This is a genomic window from Pseudoalteromonas sp. PS1M3, from assembly GCF_016865405.1.
Taxonomy (GTDB): domain Bacteria; phylum Pseudomonadota; class Gammaproteobacteria; order Enterobacterales; family Alteromonadaceae; genus Pseudoalteromonas; species Pseudoalteromonas marina.
The window spans coordinates 438,232-454,004 of record NZ_AP022624.1 but is presented as its reverse complement, the minus strand read 5'-3'; the positions used below and the strand labels follow the sequence as shown (position 1 = coordinate 454,004).

15 protein-coding genes are annotated in these 15,773 nt (G+C 36.1%); 1 reads left to right on the top strand and 14 read right to left on the bottom strand.

Annotated elements, in window-relative coordinates:
• Positions 1 to 351: 351 nt before the first annotated feature.
• Positions 352 to 837 (bottom strand): transcription/translation regulatory transformer protein RfaH, encoded by a 486-nt coding sequence (rfaH, locus tag PS1M3_RS02080; protein WP_203986016.1) that lies wholly within the window; start codon positions 835 to 837, stop codon positions 352 to 354.
• A 295-nt stretch (positions 838 to 1,132) separates the two neighbouring features.
• Here rfaH and PS1M3_RS02075 point away from each other — a divergent pair, with 295 nt between their 5' ends.
• Positions 1,133 to 2,518, top strand: a complete 1,386-nt coding sequence (locus PS1M3_RS02075) for an MBL fold metallo-hydrolase RNA specificity domain-containing protein (protein WP_203986013.1) — start codon at positions 1,133 to 1,135, stop codon at positions 2,516 to 2,518.
• A gap of 141 nt (positions 2,519 to 2,659) precedes the next feature.
• Here PS1M3_RS02075 and PS1M3_RS02070 read toward each other — a convergent pair whose 3' ends face one another.
• The 13 genes from PS1M3_RS02070 to rfbA all read right to left on the bottom strand — a co-directional run bounded on the left by PS1M3_RS02070 (position 2,660) and on the right by rfbA (position 15,742).
• On the bottom strand, positions 2,660 to 4,594 hold the full coding sequence (locus PS1M3_RS02070; RefSeq protein WP_203986011.1) for a nucleoside-diphosphate sugar epimerase/dehydratase: 1,935 nt from the start codon (positions 4,592 to 4,594) through the stop codon (positions 2,660 to 2,662).
• 162 nt (positions 4,595 to 4,756) lie between these two features.
• The gene (locus PS1M3_RS02065) at positions 4,757 to 5,305 is read right to left on the bottom strand and encodes a sugar transferase (RefSeq protein ID WP_203986008.1); all 549 of its coding nucleotides are present in this window, start codon (positions 5,303 to 5,305) and stop codon (positions 4,757 to 4,759) included.
• Positions 5,305 to 6,192, bottom strand: a complete 888-nt coding sequence (locus PS1M3_RS02060; protein ID WP_203986007.1) for an NAD(P)-dependent oxidoreductase — start codon at positions 6,190 to 6,192, stop codon at positions 5,305 to 5,307. The genes PS1M3_RS02065 and PS1M3_RS02060 overlap by 1 nt, the downstream gene beginning before the upstream one ends.
• A gap of 8 nt (positions 6,193 to 6,200) precedes the next feature.
• Positions 6,201 to 7,205: an acyltransferase gene (locus PS1M3_RS02055; RefSeq protein WP_203986005.1), complete on the bottom strand. Its 1,005-nt coding sequence runs from the start codon at positions 7,203 to 7,205 to the stop codon at positions 6,201 to 6,203.
• Positions 7,206 to 7,212: 7 nt separating this feature from the next.
• Positions 7,213 to 8,319, bottom strand: coding sequence for a glycosyltransferase (locus tag PS1M3_RS02050; protein ID WP_203986003.1), 1,107 nt, complete (start codon positions 8,317 to 8,319; stop codon positions 7,213 to 7,215).
• Positions 8,306 to 9,646, bottom strand: a complete 1,341-nt coding sequence (locus PS1M3_RS02045; RefSeq protein ID WP_203986000.1) for a hypothetical protein — start codon at positions 9,644 to 9,646, stop codon at positions 8,306 to 8,308. Before PS1M3_RS02045 ends, PS1M3_RS02050 begins: the two co-directional genes overlap by 14 nt.
• Positions 9,639 to 10,226 (bottom strand): acyltransferase, encoded by a 588-nt coding sequence (locus PS1M3_RS02040; protein WP_203985997.1) that lies wholly within the window; start codon positions 10,224 to 10,226, stop codon positions 9,639 to 9,641. Before PS1M3_RS02040 ends, PS1M3_RS02045 begins: the two co-directional genes overlap by 8 nt.
• Entirely contained in the window at positions 10,223 to 11,461 is a 1,239-nt protein-coding gene (locus tag PS1M3_RS02035) for a hypothetical protein (protein ID WP_203985995.1), read from the bottom strand. The genes PS1M3_RS02040 and PS1M3_RS02035 overlap by 4 nt, the downstream gene beginning before the upstream one ends.
• Positions 11,455 to 12,432: a hypothetical protein gene (locus tag PS1M3_RS02030; RefSeq protein WP_203985993.1), complete on the bottom strand. Its 978-nt coding sequence runs from the start codon at positions 12,430 to 12,432 to the stop codon at positions 11,455 to 11,457. Before PS1M3_RS02030 ends, PS1M3_RS02035 begins: the two co-directional genes overlap by 7 nt.
• Entirely contained in the window at positions 12,413 to 13,246 is an 834-nt protein-coding gene (locus PS1M3_RS02025; RefSeq protein ID WP_203985991.1) for an NAD(P)-dependent oxidoreductase, read from the bottom strand. The genes PS1M3_RS02030 and PS1M3_RS02025 overlap by 20 nt, the downstream gene beginning before the upstream one ends.
• Positions 13,243 to 14,307, bottom strand: coding sequence for a dTDP-glucose 4,6-dehydratase (gene rfbB, locus PS1M3_RS02020; protein ID WP_203985989.1), 1,065 nt, complete (start codon positions 14,305 to 14,307; stop codon positions 13,243 to 13,245). The genes PS1M3_RS02025 and rfbB overlap by 4 nt, the downstream gene beginning before the upstream one ends.
• Before the next feature lie 11 nt (positions 14,308 to 14,318).
• Complete coding sequence (gene rfbC / locus PS1M3_RS02015; RefSeq protein WP_203985987.1) at positions 14,319 to 14,864, bottom strand: dTDP-4-dehydrorhamnose 3,5-epimerase; 546 nt, start codon at positions 14,862 to 14,864, stop codon at positions 14,319 to 14,321.
• Positions 14,861 to 15,742, bottom strand: a complete 882-nt coding sequence (gene rfbA, locus PS1M3_RS02010; protein WP_203985985.1) for a glucose-1-phosphate thymidylyltransferase RfbA — start codon at positions 15,740 to 15,742, stop codon at positions 14,861 to 14,863. The genes rfbC and rfbA overlap by 4 nt, the downstream gene beginning before the upstream one ends.
• Between the last annotated feature and the right edge of the window lie 31 nt (positions 15,743 to 15,773).

Here is a 15,773-nt window from a genome sequence, read left to right as displayed (position 1 = left end):
TTAATATTCTTGTTATTAAATTAAATCGTTACTTAGAAGAGCTCTAAAGCGCAGCGCCCTCTTAACCTCTTTGTGAATAACTTACTTATAAATTGCACAAAAAGATGCAAGTGATAACTGAATGAGTAGCTGCCAAGCAATTAAATCAAGTTAATGTGCTTTTTATTGTATTAAATCGTTACCTTGGAGAACTTTAAAGCGCAGTACTGTCTCGCTCCAGCTTGAAAGCAAAACTTTTTGCTTATATAGCCCTTCGGGCACGCTTCCGCCCCTAGGTTGCAGTTCCTACTTACTGATAAATTACCTATTTTTATAAACAACGTGCTAGTAGGCTACACGCCTACAAAACCCTTAACCAAATTCAATATCTGTATTATCTACGCTCATTTCTACCTGCTTATTTAGCAAGTTAATTAACAAAATACTGCGCAGGTCGCCGTCGGGCTCTTTGTATATTGCGTCTATATTTTTAAACGAATTATTATTTACACTTACTGCATCGCCCTGTTTAGGTAATTGCGATTCAACAGTATTTAAGTTGTGATTATTTAAATGTTCAATTATTGCTAGCGGTACAAGCTGGTAATTAGCGCCATATGTTACAAAGCCACCTATACCACGGGTATTTTTTACTGCAGCAAAGCACCCATTTTTTGAGTTTAGGCAAACAAATAAGTAATTTGGAAATAAAGGAACTTGTTTGACGGTACGACGACCTTTAACCAGCTTTTCAGTGGTTAATATGGGGTAAAAAGCTTCAATTCCTTGATTATTCAAGTTGGCTTTTGCCCGCTCTTCTTGGCGCGGCTTACACGTTACTAAATACCAACTATCCATGGCAACCTTACTACTTACTATATTGCAATAAACACAAGATTAAACTAAATCGAGCGTCATTATAGCCAGCCTATAATGCCTATGTAAATATGCTTGATAAGTTATTGGTTACTTACATAACCCAAGTACATTGTTATTGTTTACGTAACAATTACTTAACCAAAGTTGAAATTTAAAACTACCACATTGGCACCGTTCACTTTTCACTCAAACAGTGCATTAATTTTATATTTTGCAAATTACAAAAATGTTATCTACCTTAGGTAATTAACAAGTTTTTTTAGAGTAAATGTATATGAACATACTTCACCACGGCGCGGTTAATGGTGTTACAGGCTCATGCCATGAGCTTTTAATTGATGATCAATCAAGCGTACTTATTGATTGTGGGTTGTTTCAAGGCGAAGACTCTAAAGACGATTTATCAATAGAGTTTGATATTAGCCACGTTACCGCGCTCATTGTTACGCATTGCCATATTGATCATGTGGGCCGAATTCCCTATTTGTTTGCCGCGGGTTTTAAAGGGCCCATATTTACCTCGCAAGCTTCAGCAAGTTTATTGCCTCTAGTAATAGAAGACGCACTAAAAGTGGGCGTTACGCGCGACCCTAAAATTATAAGTGCCTGCTTAAACCTACTAAAGCGCCGTATTGTACCTGTAGATTTTAAAACGTGGTTTGACTTGCCATGCAATGGACAGCAAAAAGCGAAAGCCCGATTTCAGCGAGCTGGGCACATTTTAGGTTCGGCCTATGTTGAAATTGATATTAAAAATCATAAGCAAGGCACTAAACCAAATGGTACTCATCGCGTTGTATTTTCGGGTGACTTAGGTGCCCCCTACACGCCCTTACTTCCCTCGCCCAAAGCACCTTATAAGGCCGACACTTTAGTGATTGAATCTACCTATGGTGATAAAAATCATCAAGGCCGAAAAGAACGTACCCAAACACTTAAAAATGTAATAGAGCGTGCGGTTGCCGATAATGGAGTAGTATTAGTGCCTGCGTTTAGTATTGGCCGAACCCAAGAGCTACTTTACGAATTAGAACAACTTATACATAGCTCTGGCAAGCATTCAAAGTGGCGAGATATTCACATCATACTCGACTCCCCCATGGCGGCAAACTTTACTGACCAATATAAAAAGTTTAAGCATTTATGGGATAACGAAGCAAAGCAAAAAGTAGCCAAAGGCCGGCACCCACTTGATTTTAAAAACCTAACCACGGTTGATACGCACAAAGAGCATATAGCCATTATTAATTACTTAAGTACGCGCCAAACGCCTGCCATTATTTTAGCCGCCAGCGGTATGTGTACCGGTGGGCGAATAGTTAATTACCTAGAGCGATTTTTAACTGATGCAACCACCGATGTTTTATTTGTAGGCTACCAAGGGCGAGGTACGCTAGGCCGCGACATTCAACAATATGGCCCACGTAATGGTTACGTTTTTATAAACAATGCACGCATAACCATTAATGCCAAAGTACACACCATTAGCGGCTACAGTGCGCATGCCGATCAAAACGGGTTAATTAAGTTTGTAACGGGTATGCATAAAAAGCCAAGCCATATAAAAATTGTGCATGGCGACGATGATGCAAAAGTTGCATTGGCAAATAAGTATAAAGAGATTTTGGGGGAAAGCGTTAAAGTTGAGATAGGAAATTAGCTTTAACGCGCCAGCAAGCAAGGCTCCTACGTGGCGTTATACCTCAATACTAGTGGCTTGGGATACCTTTGTAGGCGTGAAGCTTGTTCACGCGAATTGCTAAGACCTAAAACACCTACAATCATTTACCGAAAAAGCCACTCAAGAACTACTTATATTAGGCAAAACGGTAACATTTGATTGGCTAGCTTGTTTTTCTTGCCAGTTAAGGTCGCAAATACCATCTGTAGGAGAAAAAGCTGTGGGCGCCTGTAAAAGTAATTTACGAATTTGAGGATGGTCAGACTCATCACATGCAATTTTGAGGTTAGCTAAAAAGGTATCTAATTCAGCCCATGGCATTTTTATTTCGTGGGCGCTTAGTATTCTAGGATGATCAGTACCAGTAACATTATCGCCAATTAACAACTCTTCGTATAACTTTTCACCTGGGCGCAAACCAGTACATTTAATTTCTATATCGCCATTTGGTCGTTTTTCATGCTTAACTTCAAGCCCTGACAAGTGCACCATTTTTGTTGCTAAGTCTTTAATTTTTACAGGCTCCCCCATATCAAGCACAAACACATCGCCACCGACACCCATTGCACCGGCTTGGATAACAAGCTGTGCGGCCTCTGGTATGGTCATAAAGTATCGCGTTATGTCTTGATGGGTTAATGTTATTGGGCCACCTGATTTTATTTGTTTTCTAAAAAGCGGCACAACCGAACCCGATGATCCTAAAACGTTACCAAATCTAACCATGGTAAAGCGCGTGGTGTCTTGCACCTCTGAAAGGCCTTGCAAAACAAGTTCGGCCATACGCTTAGTTGTTCCCATTATATTTGTTGGGCGAACAGCCTTATCGGTAGACACTAAAACAAATGTTTCTACATTGGTAAAAATGGCTGCGGTTGCTACGTTATAGGTTCCGAAAACATTGTTGCGAACACCTTCAACTACGTTATGTTCTACCAGTGGAACATGTTTATAAGCTGCGGCATGGTAAACAGTTTGAATACTAAAAGTTGAAAATGTAGATTCAACTAATTTTTTATTTTGTATAGAGCCAAGTATAGGTAACACTTCAATATTTAGGTTGTTGGCAACGCAATATTCTGAAAGCTCTTTTTCAATAGCGTATAAAGCAAACTCAGAAAGCTCAAATAAAACAATTTTTGTTGGGTTATTTTTTACTATTTGCCTACACAGCTCTGACCCTATTGAGCCACCGGCACCAGTAACCATTACGGCTTTATTAGTAATATTTGATGACATTAAATCTTGTCTTGGCTTAACTGACTCTCTTCCGAGTAGGTCATCAATTTCTACATCCTTAATTGCATCAACGCTTGTAGTGCCCGACACTATATCGGCCATGCCCGGTATGGTCATAACTTGTAACTTGTACTTTTCGATCGAGTTAAGGACTTCTTTTCGACGACTTCGAGAGGTGCTTGGTAGAGCAAGTAAAATTTTGTTAACAGATTTTTGCTCGGCAACTTCAGCTATCTGTGTAGGTGAATACACGCACACACCTTGTATTAGTGATAAGTGTTTTTTAGGGTCATCATCTATAAACGCAACTGGTGAGTACTCTGGTCCGCTAGCCAGTGCTATAGCTAATTGACGGCCTGCTGAACCCGCTCCATATATTATAACTCCTTCTTTACGACGCATGGATATCTGTCCAACAACCGCGCGAGCAGTGAGTCTTGCTCCGCCTACAAATAAAATACAGAAACTAGCATATATAATCGGCACAGTCCGGGGAACAGGGGCGCTCAAAAAAAAGGATAATACAGTTAAAAATGCAGTAGAAAGCACAACACCAGCAACGATAGCCCATACCGCTTGCGTATTCATGTAGCGTAAAACAGCTCGGTACAGACCTAGTTTTACAAAACTCAATAAGCTCAACGGAAGTAATATTGCCAAAAGCCCCCAAGTGTGTGTATTTTTTAATACAGCGGCGCTATCAAGCCTAAGTAAAAAGGCAAGCCAAAAAGCAACAATGATAAAAATGCTATCTATAACAAGTGATAACACTCTTTTTTGTGGGCGAGGTAAGTTAACTAAGAATTTTAAAAACACTATACATTTCCCTGAAGCTAGCAGTGATACTACTATTCTATTAATTACAATTTTACTACAAGATGAACAACCATTGCACTTAATAGTTAAAGACTATATGCAAAAGATAATATAGTCTTTATGTATTTAGTTATTTTTTGTAAATTTGTGTATGTAATTTGGCTATTTTACTCTATCTCCACTACCACTTCCTGTGACCGTTTTCAGTATATAAATAAAGTAATGTTTAAGACTTAATGTGGAAATCATTTTTGCATCGGTTTCAGCTAACAACTCTGGAGTAGACATATCTATTTCGTTCACTTGTGCTAAGCCAGTAATGCCAGGACGCACATTGTATATATTTTTAGCCTCACGAGCCTGAGTAAGTTCTTGTTGATTAAATAGTCCAGGGCGTGGTCCAACTAAACTCATTTCACCTTTAAGTACATTCCAAAGCTGTGGCAGCTCATCTAATTTTGTTTTACGTAAAAAACCACCAAACGGTGTAATAGATGCAGTGCTTGCTAAATGGCTTGCAACCGATGCTGTATCTACTGTCATTGTTCTAAATTTAACTAAAGTGAAAGGTTTTTTATTACGACCAACACGCTCTTGCATAAAAAGCGGCGAGCCAGTATCAAATAGGCCAATGATAAAAAGTATAATAAAAAATGGAAGAGCAAATACTAATCCAAACAATGCGATAAAAAAATCTAAAATACGTAACATTAATATCTACCCAAATCTATTTCTGTTAAAAGTTTGTTTGCTTTCGATGAGTCGACAACAAAGTTATCAAGCAATACATTTTCACGTTCTTTTTGGCCTAGAACTCTTAACCCCAAACGAAGCAATATTTCAGGAAAGTAAAAGTGCTTAATATTTACTTTTTCTTTACCTGCAAGATAATTCAATACTTGTTGGAGTGATAGAGCTTTTTCATCAGCTAATAGGTAGATTTCACCATTTGCTTTGTCGCTCATTAAGCAAAACTTGATGAAACTAAGTAGTTTATCTACTGATAAGTATGAACGCTGGTTTTTTATTGCTTTGAAAGGAAAAACGTGAACTTTAGAGACTAATCTAGCTAAGGTTCTTATATTTCCTGGTGCATCATAGCTTAAAATAAGTGCGGGGCGAATTATAATGTAATCAATACCTGAATCGGAACAAAAAGTTTTTACTAAATTTTCTGCGATGATCCTCGTTTGAAGTTGTGGTACTCCTTTAATTAACGAAGAGTTTTCATTAACATCTAAGTCAGCGCATTTACCATGAACATACGCTGTACTAAAGTAAATAAACTTTTTTATATTATTATTTTTACATGCTACTAATAAGTCTTTTAGGGCTCCAATATTTGTTTGCTCAAGCTCTTGAATAGTTGAAGCATGTTTATGGGCAAACGATGCTAAATGAACAACTTGAGAGCATCCTTTAACCGCACTATCCCACTCTAAAAACCCAGATAAGTCACCTGTTACTACAGATTTCACTGCAGCTTGAGGAATCACTTCGCCAGCTCTTTGTGTTATCGATATCGAAAAATCCTTTGATAGATAATCAACAAGCTTTTTACCAATAAAGCCATTTCCACCCGTAATTAAGACTCCCATATTAACTCCTAAAAGAATCTATTTTTAAGTCTTAAACTAGGTGCTTCAACTAGTTTCCACGAAGCTGTAGAGACAACAAAAATAGTCGTAAATAGCACAAAGTAAGATGAAACCGTATTAAACTCAAAACCGTTTGCTATAAACAACTGAATTATCGGAAAATGAAAGATATATACGCCATATGAAATATCGCCCAACTTTTTAAATGAAAGCACATTAGGTAATGAAATAAATACCAATGTAATGAAAACAGCAATTACAAATGGTTGTAAGTAATATAAATTCAACCACATCAAAATAACTGATGCAATTAACAATGCTGAAAACTGTCTTTTCAAAATATCAAAGTATTTAAAGCAAAATATACCTGCAATAAAATACATCATTTGCCCTGGCAGCTGAGATGCCAGTGTTTCAGCCATTGGGATTGTATCTTTATGAAATAAGATGAAATCTTTATAAATAAAAGATAGTACATAGATTGCCAACATGTATAAATAACTATATTTGCGTTCTAAGAGCATGTAAAAAATAGGTACCATGCAGTAAAACATAACTTCTATTTTTAAAGTCCACAATGAGCCATTAATAAAGGGCTCTGGATGCGTTGAAAATACACCATCAATAGTAGGTGCTAAAAAATTCAAAAAAATTCCATTTGCTACAAAGTACTTAATTTCAGACGTATAGCTCCCAACCGAACTCCCGTCTCCGACAAGAAGATATAAACAGCTAGAAAACAAAATTAACAAAATGTAAGCAGGATAAAGACGAAGTAAACGCCCCCAAAAATAATTAATTATGGTTTTTTTTCTGTCGTAGCTCATATAAATCAGAAAGCCACTAACGATAAAGAATGTAGACACTGCACTACCTGATAGCCAATGTAATGACTCACTAACTGACTCCGTCAGTGGTGTTTTAGCTAAAAAAGCTAAATGCAAAAACACTACCGCCGTAGCCAATACTAACCTTAAAAAGTCTAGATTATTGCTTTTATAAACATATTTCATTTATGTGCTACCTTAAAAGGGCCATGTAAGTTTCAAACCATAAAGCTGAGTCAGGAAATAATTGCGCCCTAGTGTGTGAAGCTAAGCGAATATCGTTATATGTTTCAACATCAAATAGCTTACTAATTTGTTTTAAGCAGTCATGCACATCATCTTCTTTATAAATCACGCCAGCTTGATCTAAAACTGAATGAGCATAATCAAGGTCTGGGGCAATAACAGGCAGATCGTAAAACATAGCCTCTATTAGTGGATTACCAAAAGTTTCAGATTTTGAAGGGAAAATAGCCGCAAATGCAAAGTCTTGATAATACTGTTTGAGATCTGCCTGAGGTAACTCCCCTAAGTTATTGATCGGTAGATGTTGCTCTTTTATAGCCGCTATAAACTCTGCCGCTTCAGGTATTGATTCATCAACCGTAATATTAATAACGACAGGCAATGCCTTTTCTTTTATTGCAGTAGCAAGTTTCAATAAAAATGCATGATTTTTATGTGCATAAAAGCGACTAACATAAAGTAGCTCTTTTACTTTGGGCAACTCCTGCTTAGTTTGAAGGCTTACAATGCTCTCTCTTTTGAAGTTGTCGCTAATTGGATTAAAAATAATTTCAGAATCAATTGTTACTTTTTCATTTAGCAACTTTTGCATGTAGCTACTTTGAACAACAACTGTGTCAACAGCGTTAACTGTTTTACCAAAAAGGTAACGTTTTATTTTCTCAGCTATTTTTGCAACTCCACTCAAACTACCATATAAACGGTCATCGACGATGTATGGGTGATGAAGTAAGACTACTTTTTTATGATTACTTTTAATACCGAACAAAAAATTACCGAAAGCAAGAATTGCTTTAGGCTCATATTTGTTTACTAACGAATTCATCAGTGAAAAGTTGACTTTAAACACATTCAATAAGGCTTTAATACTGCCTGGTACCACATCAACAACTACAAATTTGCAATTTTCTGTCTCTGAATATGTTAGAAACTCTGGCAAGTTTGGAACAATAAATACGAACTTCTCACCACTTTGAAGTGCATTGCGAATAAAGTTATTAGCAATATTTTTGGGGCCTGCAGCAATCTGATTTGAAAAGTTAACGAGATACATTCTTCTTGCCCTCAAATAAGTAAATAAACAAAGTGAATAACATCAATAAAACGAATATGGTTAATGTGTTAAAAATAAAAGCGTTTGAAATACCAAACCCTGTCAACATCATGAAGGCATAAAAAGAAACCCATAAAGGTGCAAACTTTGAGCTGATCATTACCTGATAGAAATATTTTAAAACCATGCCTGTCAAAATTGCATACAAAATAACTCCAACAGGCCCAAAGTGAACATAACCTGCAGTTACACGGCTTAGAGGCCAACCGACAGGGATCATGTACTTAAATGGTGAGTTAATTGCAATATTATTCCCTTGAGCGAAATTATAGATATAAACACCTTCATCTAGTGGTGGTTTAGCCTCATAAAATGAGCTTGGAATAAACCCAGTAAAGAAGTCTATAAACGTACTACCAAACCAAAGCTTATTAATAGAGTCAAAATATGGAAAAATGAATAGCGAGATATCAATATCACTGAATCGCTTAAATAACTCGCCCATATATGGCAGGGCGTCAGGTATTAATGAGCCTGGATCTGACATATAGTAATCTAATGCTCCATCAACCCTTAAAATAGGTGCAAGAGAAGCAAAGAAAACTAAAAAGAATAATAAGAGTAGGTTTTTAACAGAAAAAACATTTACGTTTTTAATTTTATAATTCCACATTAGAATTAAGAAAACTAAAAGTAGTAGTGGATTTTTTCTTTCGCCGTAAGATGCGAGCATGGCAAAGAAAAACACTGATATAAAAAATAGAAAAAGGTAATTTTTAAGCTTAATTTTTTTCAATGACAAGTAAGTTATGTAGTAGCCTATAGACAGCATCGCGGATATAAAAAATATATTCCTATACATTGCAGTACCTTGAACTACCAAGGTTTTATTATCCATATTACTTATCAGAAAGAAGAAACCGCCTACTTTATGAAGGAACAAAGCAAACATTAGTATCGTGAGGGCAATAAAGAAATAGCTCGCATATTTAAATTTTACAACCTTCATACCTACGCCAACACTAGATACGCCAAAAAGTTTTCCCTTAGGCTCAAAGAAAGCCATGGTAAAAATGCAAACTATTGCAAATATTAGCTTGTACATAACATGCTGAAAAAAAGCAAAACTAAAGTCATCTAAGTAATAGATAACTTTCGGGTGAAGTTCTTGCGGATTATGAGCGATAAAGTATAGATATGGCACCTCAGCCATAGAAAACAAAATAAAAAAGGGAATAACATGAAAAAAATCTTTCTTACCCTTTTTTAAGTAAAGAAGTAACAGCAATAGAATAATAAAGTAAAAGGTTATAAATGCATCAATCATTGTACTGTTTTATTCTTTTTGCAGGTACACCACCAAAGATACATTGTTTTTCTGTAATAGACTTAGATACAACCGCAGCACTCGCAATAATCGTCTTTGCAGCAATACTTTCAGCGGTTTCTAATAAAATTGCACGTGTACCTAACCAGCAATTTGCTGCAATTTCCTTTTTGATGCTAACTGGCTTACTTTTAGGGTCGTAGCCATGGCTATGGCTGTAAATGACAACACCTTCTGATAACAAGGTATTATTTCCAATAGTTAATCCACCTGTGTGATCTAGATGGCAATTTCGGCATATATGTACTTTATCCTCTATAATACATTCACCTGTGTTGTTCTCTGATACAAGCAATGTTCCTTTTCCAATAAAAACCCCATCACCTATGCTTACAAGCTTAGGTGACTCAATTCTAGCACCAAACTCGATACGAACATTTTTGCCAACTTTTTTACATACAGCCTTATAAAATAGAGTATTTAAGATATCGAAAAAAACTTTTAGAAAGCGCAAAGGAATTCGTACACAGAAAAGTAGTAAGCCGCTGTCTTGATAAAGCTTCGTAATACGATCAATCATTTGATAAGCCTATATTTAAAAATATATAAATAAACAACACATGAGGTTAGGTAATATACACTGAATGATATTGCTAAACTCTCTGCACTTGCAGTTACTGTTAAAATATATGCGCCCATGACTATCGCAGAAGTTAAGGCAACATAAAAAAGCTGATATGTTTTATTCATAACAACCATTACTCTATTGAATGCTAAGGCAACAGAGTAAAATAAACAGATTAAAGTTACTTCTAAAAATAAATCTGCAGTGTATTTATCACCATATAAAAGTAAAAAGTAATCGTAAAGAAAATAGCCAACACCAACGAATAGTAGGCATGACAACGACATATATTGCATAGCATAGCTGAGAAGTTGCTTTAGATTGCTTCCTGACTCATGGAGCTTTGTTAAATTTCGTAAAACAATATTACAGATGATATTTAACAGGATTGAACAAATCATAAACATCTGAAATGAAACATCGAACTCAGCGAGTGCTACAAAGCCATTCTCACTATTAGCTGTTACATACCTTACAAACCAAAAGATAAAAGCATTAATTGCAGAACCAACAATTACTGGCTTTACCGTATTTAATACTCCTTTAGTTTTCTGAAAAAGCACATCGTATTCAATGTTTTTTATAATATGTGTGTGATTAATCAATGCATTACATACTTTAACTGTTAAATCAGTAAGCTGATAAATAAGCATATAAAATAAAGCTATTTCTACATTAATATCTTCATATGTATAGAAAATAACAGCGGTTGATAAAACAATACTAATTACTGTTGAGAAAAAAATTACTTTATAAATCCCTTTCCCTATATACACAGAGATTGAATAACCATTTAACAGAGTCAGTGAAATTAATATTACTACTGTCAAAACTATTTGGAGCGTCAAAAAATCAAAGGAAGATAAACTTCCTATCAATTGACTACTAGCCCATAATAACAAGCATGAGGTGGAGATGATTAATGCGGTAAATGCATAGAAGACACCATATGCAAGCACTGAAACTTTACTAGAGTTCTCCTTAGAACTCTCTTTAACAGCAAAAGGATTAACTGCTGAGCTAAATGTAGTCTCAAATAAGTTAATTGTACTTCGCAAAAACGCAAAAGTTCCATAAGTATCTTTTGATGTGTAACGAGCAATTAAAATATTAAGGATTAATATAAAACCTTTCGCTATTAAAGTACTAAGCATTAATAGAAATGCACTAGAAAAGAGTTTTTTTAGCATTGGATTAAACGCTCAACCCAGTTTTCTATGGCGTAACTTTGATAAACTTCATTACTAACTGGAACATATGGAGAAGTTAAAAAATCGGCTAGTTCTTGGTCGTTTTGCTGGCCAATTACAAAAATATTTTCAGTTTTATAAAAAGGTTCTTCCATAACTAGTTTATTATTAGTAATTAGCTTTTTGTTTATTCCTAAGGTCTCAATGGTTCTCATTGTCAAGCCTGTTTGATCAGGATGCCCATAATCAATAATAACCTCAGAATCACACATTACATCAGAAACAGCTTGAACACTGAGTTTGTCAAAAGAAACCTCTTCAATTGGTATCTTTCGAAATGTTTTGTTAATAACTTTAAGTACTTTAAAAACAGGTTTGCTAGGGTAGTAAAAAAATGTGTAAGCAGGTTTATTAAGATTCTTTTCAACTAAAGAAGCCATCCCTAATACATCACTAAAGCGATTAGAGTGCAATGTTCCAACAAAAGCTGCCGAATACTTATTTTCTGACACTCTACTTACCTTTCTGCTGTATTCTCTGCTGTAAAAAAGAGGTAAGTACTCAAAGTTTTCAATATTCTGGCAATCAATCCTATCGAATGACTTTATAGCATCAAAATACTTAAATTTTCCTTTAGCGCCTTTTACATTAGACAGTGAGTCCCAGGAGTAATACACGAATTTAGCTTTGCTAAAGCCTTGCTTCATTTTATCAAGTAAACACTCTGAAAGGCCTTCACCTTTAATGACAATAATTAATTCATAGTCGCCTTGCCAGTTAATTTCATTTATGAAATGTTTTTCTGTTAACTTACTTGTAAGGCTTGGCATTAACCTTGATTTTACTCGATCAAAGTTACTCTTTACATAAATGTGATTAATCCAATTAACTGAATGGCCTTTTGACTCCAACACATTTATAATTTTTTTGTAGTAGCCAAACGTATCTGGACTAAAGAGTAAAACTTTCATACTTGTTGTAAAATTCCGTAAATGAATTAATCATTGATTCTAGGTCGTCTTCGATAGTGGCAGGATTAAAATCAACCACACTTTGCAGTTTGCTAATATCAACTTCAGAAAAGGCTTCATTGACGTTACTTTCAAACCAATTTACTTTACAGCCTGTTTTATCAGTTATTACCTTTGCAATTGTATCCGCTCGAGTATTTCTTCCTGAGGCAATATTGAAAATCTCATTACTTTGTATATCAGCTTTAGCTAACTTGTAAATGGCATCAGCCACATCAACTACTGAGACATAATCTTTTTGATAATCCTCGCGGATATACATATTTACTTCATTTTTAGCGATCGAGTCTCTAACTATTGAAGGTAGAAATAGAGGGCTATTTACCGCTAATCCATAAACGTTACTCGGTCTAACTATGATTGCTTTATCTACTAGGTTTAAGACTAAATTCTCCGCCGTAAGCTTTGTTAAGTTAAATAGCGCTCTGTTATCTTTAGCACAAACAGTAAGGTCAGCACTTTCAAAACTTGCTTGCTGATTCATGTAAACACGCGTAGATGAAATATAAATAAACCTATCAAACTGGCTACATTCTAGAATTTTTACTAAGTAGCTGACGTTTGAATCGAGTACTTTAATTGGATTATTAGCGCAGTCGCCATGGCCTACAGCATAAATCACTGTGCCTAATGCTTTAGTAAAAACACCCTCATCCAGCTTTTCTGGTACATATACTTGCTCACCAGCTTCTCTAAGCTGCTTTACAATCTCACTACCGATAAACCCATTACCACCAATAACTGTATAAATCATGCGCTGCCAAGCCTCTCACGTTGATAATTACCCGACTGAACATTTTTACACCATTGTGAGTTTTCTAAATACCATTTAACTGTTTTTCGAATGCCTGACTCAAATGTTTCAAGTGGTTGCCATCCAAGCTCTTTATTTATTTTTGAGGCATCGATTGCATACCTTAAGTCATGACCGGGCCTGTCCTGTACAAATGTAATTAACTCTTTAAAATCATCTAAACCATCAGGCTTATCTGTAATTAGCTCATTCAGATGGTTACAAATTGTTGTGACTACTTCAATATTTTGTTTTTCATTGAAGCCACCGATATTGTATGTTTCGCCAAGTTTGCCTTCAGATACAACTTTATAAAGTGCTAGTGCATGGTCTTCAACAAATAACCAATCTCTTACTTGCTTGCCATCGCCATATACTGGAAGTTTCTTGCCCTCTAGCGCATTAAGAATAATTAACGGGATCAATTTTTCGGGAAAATGATATGGGCCATAATTATTTGAGCAGTTTGTTAGCACTACTGGCAGTTGAAAAGTTCTGTTCCACGCTCGAACAAGATGATCCGATGCAGCTTTAGATGCAGAATAAGGTGAACTAGGCTCATAAGGCGTTTCTTCAGTGAAAAGACCTGTTTCCCCTAAGTCGCCGTATACTTCGTCTGTTGAAATGTGGTGAAAGCGAAATACTGCTTTCTTTTCATCACCTAGAGAATCGTAGTAAGTTCTAGCAGCTTCTAGTAGTTCGTAGGTTCCAACAACATTTGTCTGAATAAATTCACCTGGTCCATCAATAGAGCGATCAACATGGCTTTCCGCAGCTAAATGCATGATAAAGTCTGGTTGAAATTTGGCAAACGTAGCGTTAACTATCTCACGATCACAAATATCGCCTTTCACAAAATGATATCTTTCATTTTGCTCTACACATGCTAATGACTCTAAATTACCCGCATACGTAAGCTTATCGAAGTTAACTACCGTATGTTCGGTTTCATTTATTAAAAAGCGAACTAATGCAGAACCAATAAAACCAGCCCCGCCAGTTACAAAAATTATTTTACTCATAAATTACTCGATTAGAAGGTAGGAGCATCTGCTAACATTAAGCCAGCTTCATCTTTGGGTGATAGCAATGGCTGCATACTATTCACGAGAGGCCATTGAATCGCAAGACTAGGATCATTCCAGAGGACGCTTTGTTCAAATTCAGGTGCGTAGTAATTTGTGCACTTATAAACAAATTCAGCAGATTCAGTTGTTACATAAAAACCATGTGCAAAACCTTCTGGTACCCAGAGCTGTTTATTATTATCACTGTTCAATAAAACACCTACATGCTTTCCAAAAGTTGGGCTATTTTTACGTACATCAACGGCTACATCATAAACTTCACCAGCTATCACACGCACTAATTTACCTTGTGTTTGCTCCGTTTGATAATGCAGACCTCTTAAAATCCCTTGTCCAGACTTGCTATGATTATCTTGCACAAAAGTTACATCTGCAACATGCTCTCGAAACCAGTCTTCACGAAACGTTTCTAAAAAAAAGCCTCGCTCATCACCAAAAACTTTAGGCTCTAAGATTTTTACATCAGGAATAGCTGTGTCAATTATATTCATGAGAAGACCCTCCTTGAAAGTAAGCTCAACAAATACTCACCGTAACCACTTTTGACTAATGGCGCAGCTAATTGCTGCAGCTGTTGCTCATTAATATACCCCATTCGAAAAGCGACTTCTTCTGGACAATTTACTTTTAATCCCTGTCTTTTTTCTATGGTTTCGATAAATTGTGCTGCTTGCAACAGGCTGTCATGAGTACCAGTGTCTAACCAAGCCGTTCCGCGTCCCATAATTTCAACATCTAAAGAGTTAGTGTTTAAATACTGTTCGATAACATCTGTTATTTCTAGCTCACCTCTAGGTGAAGCTTCAACATTCTTCGCGTACCCAACAACTTTGTTATCAAAGAAATATAAACCTGGAACAGCATAGTTTGACTTTGGCGATTCTGGCTTTTCTTCTATAGAAATCGCTTTACCACTCTCATCAAACTCAACAACACCATATGAACATGGGTTTGCTACATGATAACCAAAAACAGTTGCTCCAGACTTTCTAGAAGCAGCTATTTGCAGTGACTTAACAAGGTCATGACCATAGAAAAGGTTATCACCTAAGATCAATGCAACATTGCTACTACCAATAAACTCTTCACCCAGCAAAAATGCCTGAGCTAAACCATCTGGCGATGGTTGAGTCTTGTACTCAATATTTATACCCCAATCTTTACCATCACCTAGCAATTCTTTGAAGCGGTCTAGTTCTACTGGTGTTGTTATGACTAGGATATCTTTGATGCCTGCATTCATTAAAGTAGCGATCGGATAATAAACCATCGGTTTGTCATAGACGGGCATAAGTTGTTTACTCACGACCTTCGTTAATGGGTAAAGGCGAGTCCCGCTTCCACCAGCTAAAATAATACCTTTAGTCATATAGCTTCCATAATAGTAATTCCTGCGCTTC

Coding starts and splice junctions, on each gene's coding strand:
- rfbB (WP_203985989.1), bottom strand. CDS start 14,307: ATGAGTAAAATAATTTTTGTAACTGGCGGGGCTGGTTTTATTGGTTCT.
- PS1M3_RS02045 (WP_203986000.1), bottom strand. CDS start 9,646: ATGATTGATGCATTTATAACCTTTTACTTTATTATTCTATTGCTGTTA.
- PS1M3_RS02075 (WP_203986013.1), top strand. CDS start 1,133: ATGAACATACTTCACCACGGCGCGGTTAATGGTGTTACAGGCTCATGC.
- PS1M3_RS02040 (WP_203985997.1), bottom strand. CDS start 10,226: ATGATTGATCGTATTACGAAGCTTTATCAAGACAGCGGCTTACTACTT.
- PS1M3_RS02055 (WP_203986005.1), bottom strand. CDS start 7,205: ATGAAATATGTTTATAAAAGCAATAATCTAGACTTTTTAAGGTTAGTA.
- PS1M3_RS02065 (WP_203986008.1), bottom strand. CDS start 5,305: ATGTTACGTATTTTAGATTTTTTTATCGCATTGTTTGGATTAGTATTT.
- rfbA (WP_203985985.1), bottom strand. CDS start 15,742: ATGACTAAAGGTATTATTTTAGCTGGTGGAAGCGGGACTCGCCTTTAC.
- PS1M3_RS02050 (WP_203986003.1), bottom strand. CDS start 8,319: ATGTATCTCGTTAACTTTTCAAATCAGATTGCTGCAGGCCCCAAAAAT.
- PS1M3_RS02060 (WP_203986007.1), bottom strand. CDS start 6,192: ATGGGAGTCTTAATTACGGGTGGAAATGGCTTTATTGGTAAAAAGCTT.
- PS1M3_RS02025 (WP_203985991.1), bottom strand. CDS start 13,246: ATGATTTATACAGTTATTGGTGGTAATGGGTTTATCGGTAGTGAGATT.
- PS1M3_RS02035 (WP_203985995.1), bottom strand. CDS start 11,461: ATGCTAAAAAAACTCTTTTCTAGTGCATTTCTATTAATGCTTAGTACT.
- rfaH (WP_203986016.1), bottom strand. CDS start 837: ATGGATAGTTGGTATTTAGTAACGTGTAAGCCGCGCCAAGAAGAGCGG.
- PS1M3_RS02030 (WP_203985993.1), bottom strand. CDS start 12,432: ATGAAAGTTTTACTCTTTAGTCCAGATACGTTTGGCTACTACAAAAAA.
- rfbC (WP_203985987.1), bottom strand. CDS start 14,864: ATGAATATAATTGACACAGCTATTCCTGATGTAAAAATCTTAGAGCCT.